This window comes from Thiohalomonas denitrificans, assembly GCF_016841685.1.
GTDB lineage: Bacteria > Pseudomonadota > Gammaproteobacteria > Thiohalomonadales > Thiohalomonadaceae > Thiohalomonas > Thiohalomonas denitrificans_A.
The window spans coordinates 1-4,494 of the sequence record NZ_JAENYR010000140.1 but is presented as its reverse complement, the minus strand read 5'-3'; the positions used below and the strand labels follow the sequence as shown (position 1 = coordinate 4,494).

Here is a 4,494-nt window from a genome sequence, read left to right as displayed (position 1 = left end):
CGCGCAGGCGGGGATCCATTTTGAGCCATGCCGCTGCTCTCTGGATTCCCGCCTTCGCGGGAATGACGGGGGAGTGAGTAGTTACCTATCTTGTTAAGTGAACCTTGTCTCCAAAGAGGTATCGATGGATATCAAAAACTATATGCAGCAGGTCGGTCAGCAGGCGCGGGCCGCCTCCCGGGCAACCGCCCGTGCGGGCAGCAGTGCGAAAAATGCGGCGCTAACGGCCATTGCCGATGCGATCGAGGCGCAGCGGCCGCAATTGCTGGAAGCGAACCGCAAAGACCTCGAAGCGGGACGCGAGCGCGGCCTCGATGCAGCGCTGCTGGACCGGCTCGAACTCAATGATGAACGCATCGCCGGCATGGCCGAGGGGCTGCGCCAGATTGCCGCACTGCCGGACCCGGTCGGTGAAATCGCCGATATGACCTACCGTCCTTCGGGGATTCAGGTCGGCAAGATGCGGGTACCGCTGGGGGTGATCGGTATCATCTATGAGTCGCGGCCGAACGTCACCGCGGATGCTGCCGCCCTCTGCCTGAAGTCGGGCAACGCCGCCATTCTGCGGGGCGGTTCCGAGGCGGAGCACTCCAATCAGGCCATCGCCGCCTGCATCCATGAGGGGCTCGAGAAGGCAGGGCTACCTCGCGATGCGGTCCAGGTGGTAAAGACCACCGATCGCGCGGCGGTAGGCGAGCTGATTACCATGCCCGAGTACGTGGATGTCATCGTACCCCGGGGCGGCAAAGGCCTCATCGAGCGCATCAGTGCCGACGCCCGCGTGCCCGTTATCAAGCACCTGCATGGCGTCTGCCATGTCTATATCGACGACCAGGCGGATCGGGACAAGGCTATTCAGGTGGCCTTCAATGCCAAGACCCACCGCTACGGCACCTGTAACACCATGGAAACGCTGCTGGTGGCCGACGATATCGCCGTTGACGTATTGCCGGAACTGGGCGCTATGTTTAAGGAGAAGGGCGTGGAGTTGCGGGGCTGCGAGGTCACCCGACGCATTCTCACCGATATCGCCGCGGCCACCGACGAGGACTGGGACGCCGAATACCTGGCGCCGATCCTCTCGATTCGCACCGTGCGCCACATGGAGGACGCCATCGAGCACATCCACCGCCACAGCTCCGGCCATACCGAGTCCATCCTGACCGAAAACATCGGGCGTGCGCGACGCTTTCTGACCGAAGTGGATTCCAGCTCGGTAATGGTCAACGCCTCGACCCGTTTCGCCGACGGCTTTGAATACGGTCTCGGCGCCGAGATCGGTATCAGTACCGACAAGATTCACGTGCGGGGCCCGGTCGGTCTGGAGGGGCTCACTTCTCAGAAGTACATTGTTATTGGCGACGGGCACATTCGCCTGTAGAGTCGATGCCCTTTCAGACGTCGGACTTACAATGAGACGCGTCGGCGTTTTCGGCGGCACCTTCGACCCGATCCACTTCGGCCATTTGCGGGCCGCACTGGAGCTCTACGAAGGTCTGCAGTTCGATGAGGTGCGACTGGTGCCCGCCTCGGTTCCACCCCACCGGGACGAGCCGGGCGTGGAATCCGGGCAGCGCCTGGCCATGGTAGAGGCCGCCATCTCGGGACAGCCGGGCTTCGTCATCGACGAGAGGGAGCTTCGCCGGGAAGGCCCTTCGTATATGGTGGATACACTGCAATCCATTCGCGACGATTTCGGGAATGTTTCCCTGTCGCTGCTGATGGGGTTGGATGCGTTTCTCGGACTGCCGCGCTGGCACCGTTGGGAGCGCATCCCGCAGTTGGCCCACATCGTCGTGGCGCACCGCCCGGGCTGGCATCTCGACGATGCCGAAGAGGCGGAGCAGACGGCTGTGCAGCTGCTGGAGGAGCGCCGGTCCGATCCCGCGATTTTGCAGGAAAGAACTGCCGGAGGGATTGTTCTGCAGGCCGTTACGCCCCTGGCGATCTCTGCGACCGCCATCCGCCGGTTAATCGGCGAAGGTCGTAGTGCACGTTACCTGATTCCGGATGCCGTTTGGCACATGATTGAGAAAGACCAACTTTACCGATAGAGGTCGAATGAAAGCGGACGAATTGAAAGCGCTGGTAGTGGATGCCCTGGAAGACCGTAAAGGTACCGATATCGCGGTACTGGATGTCCGGGAGAAGACCAGCATTACGGACATCATGGTCATCGCTGCCGGCACCTCCAGCCGGCAGGTCAAATCACTGGCCGATATCGTGGTGGAAAAGGCCAAGGAGAAGGGGGTGAAGCCGCTCGGCATCGAGGGCGATCCCGCCGGCGGCTGGGTGCTGGTCGACCTGGGCGATGTCGTGGTCCACCTGATGCTCCCGGAAACCCGCGACTTCTATAACCTCGAGAAGCTGTGGGGGGATGACGCCCCACGCAGTGAATCGTAGGGTGGGTTCTTCCAAACGTCCGCACCACGAGCGATCGGAGCCGGTTTCGTAGGGTGCATTCTTCTAACTGTCGCACCATGAGCGGCCGGAGACGCCGACGTCACGTATCGCCCCCGGAGCGGGCAGATTCTCCAAATGCGCCGTTTCGCCAAGCGATCGGAGTGGCGGCGCATTTGTTATCGGGGCCTCACGACGGTATGGGGGTTCCTGTAATTGCGGCGGCCTTGTGAATACGTCGGGGGCGTATCAGAATGCGCCCTACGCCAAACGTTCGTACCACGAGCGACCGGGTTTCGTAGGGTGCATTCTTCTAACCGCTCGCACCATGAGTGGCCGGAGACGCCCACGTCACGTATCGCCCCCGGAGCGGCCAGATTCTCGAAATGCACCGTTTCGCCGAACGATCGGAGTGGCGGCGCATTTGTTATCGGGGCCTCACGACGGTATGGGGGTTCCTGTAATTGCGGCGGCCTTGTGAATACGTCGGGGGCGTATCAGAATGCGCCCTACGCCAAACGTTCGTACCACGAGCGACCGGGTTTCGTAGGGTGCATTCTTCTAACCGCTCGCACCATGAGTGGCCGGAGACGCCCACGTCACGTATCGCCCCCGGAGCGGCCAGATCCTCCAAATGCACCGTTTCGCCGAACGATTGGAGTGGCGGCGCATTTATTATCGGGGCCTCACGACGGTATGGGGGTTCCTGTAATTGCGGCGGCCTTGTGAATACGTCGGGGGCGTATCAGAATGCGCCCTACGCCAAACGTTCGTACCACGAGCGACCGGGTTTCGTAGGGTGCATTCTTCTAACCGCTCGCACCATGAGTGGCCGGAGACGCCCACGTCACGTATCGCCCCCGGAGCGGCCAGATCCTCCAAATGCACCGTTTCGCCGAACGAACGGAGTGGCGGCGCATTTATTTTATTATGGGGCCTCGCAAAGGTACGGGGGCATCCGGTAAATGCGGGGGCTTCATGGCACGCTGGTGGCGTATCGAGAATGCGCCCTACGGCCCGATGCTCCACGCGGTGAACGGGAAGGCGGGTCACGTGCACGGTTCGGTTCACCGGAGGTCCGGATTACCGGCCCGAGCATGCCCTGCTTATGGGCGCGCAGATATGCAAGACGTAAAACATAAAACATAAATCCATGCGCATTCACCTAATAGCGACTGGAACCCGCATGCCGGGCTGGGTCGAGGAGGGCTTTCGGGAATATGCCCGCCGCCTTCCCGCGGAGTGTGCGTTGCAGCTCACCGAAATCCCCCTCGGCAAGCGCACCAAAAATGCCGACATCGACCGACTCCGGCGCCAGGAGGGCGAAAGGATGGCGGCGGCGATCCCCAAGGGGGCACTGACGGTCGCCCTGGAAGTGACCGGCCGCCCCTGGAGTACCGAGCAGTTATCGGAACGTCTCGCTCAGTGGCTTGCGGAGGGCCGTGATATGGCACTGCTGGTTGGCGGTCCGGAAGGGCTGGACCCGGAAGTCAGCCGCCGAGCCGAACAACAATGGTCGCTCTCGCCCCTGACCCTGCCGCATCCCCTGGTTCGGGTGGTGGTTGCCGAACAGCTCTACCGCGCCTGGACACTCCTGAAAGGCCACCCCTACCATCGCTGAAACCTCATGGCATCGCGCCGGATCGACCTTCCTGTCGGCGAAGGCCCGGGCTTGCGAGTGCAATCTCGACGTTTGCGATGGGTTCCGGCCCAAATCAATGATGAACTTCCTTTTTGTCATAGCGAGGAGCCTCAGCGACGAAGCTCGAAGTGCCAATACCAGATTGCCGCGTCGCCCGGGCTCCTCCTGAAGAACTTGCCCCGCTGTCATTACGAGGACGCCTACATGGATGTAGGTGGTAGAGCGACGCAGGATGCCAAAGCCGAGCCCCGGCGACGAAGTAATCTCCTGCTCCCAAAGCCCCAGATTGCCGCGTCGCTGTGGCTCCTCCTGATGAACTTGTCCTCGCTGTCATTGCGAGGAGCCTAAGCGACGACGTAATCTCCTGCTCCCAAGCCCCAGATTGCCGCGTCGCCGGGGCTCCTCGCAATGACGGTCTAAAGGTTCGTCACTGATTCGGGCCTGCGCAGCAG

General features: G+C 61.8%; 4 protein-coding genes. All 4 read left to right on the top strand.

Annotated features, from left to right (window positions below):
• Positions 1-124 precede the first annotated feature (124 nt).
• The 4 genes from Q7L05_RS16985 to rlmH all read left to right on the top strand — a co-directional run bounded on the left by Q7L05_RS16985 (position 125) and on the right by rlmH (position 4,021).
• Positions 125-1,381 carry a glutamate-5-semialdehyde dehydrogenase gene (locus Q7L05_RS16985; protein WP_303909433.1) on the top strand — a complete coding sequence of 419 codons (1,257 nt, stop codon included), beginning with the start codon at positions 125-127 and terminating at the stop codon, positions 1,379-1,381.
• Positions 1,382-1,412: 31 nt separating this feature from the next.
• Complete coding sequence (gene nadD, locus Q7L05_RS16980; RefSeq protein ID WP_303909432.1) at positions 1,413-2,054, top strand: nicotinate-nucleotide adenylyltransferase; 642 nt, start codon at positions 1,413-1,415, stop codon at positions 2,052-2,054.
• Positions 2,055-2,061: 7 nt separating this feature from the next.
• A complete protein-coding gene (rsfS, locus tag Q7L05_RS16975) occupies positions 2,062-2,403 on the top strand; it encodes a ribosome silencing factor (protein WP_303909431.1) in 342 nt (113 codons plus the stop codon).
• A gap of 1,150 nt (positions 2,404-3,553) precedes the next feature.
• Complete coding sequence (rlmH, locus tag Q7L05_RS16970; protein ID WP_303909430.1) at positions 3,554-4,021, top strand: 23S rRNA (pseudouridine(1915)-N(3))-methyltransferase RlmH; 468 nt, start codon at positions 3,554-3,556, stop codon at positions 4,019-4,021.
• Positions 4,022-4,494 lie beyond the last annotated feature (473 nt).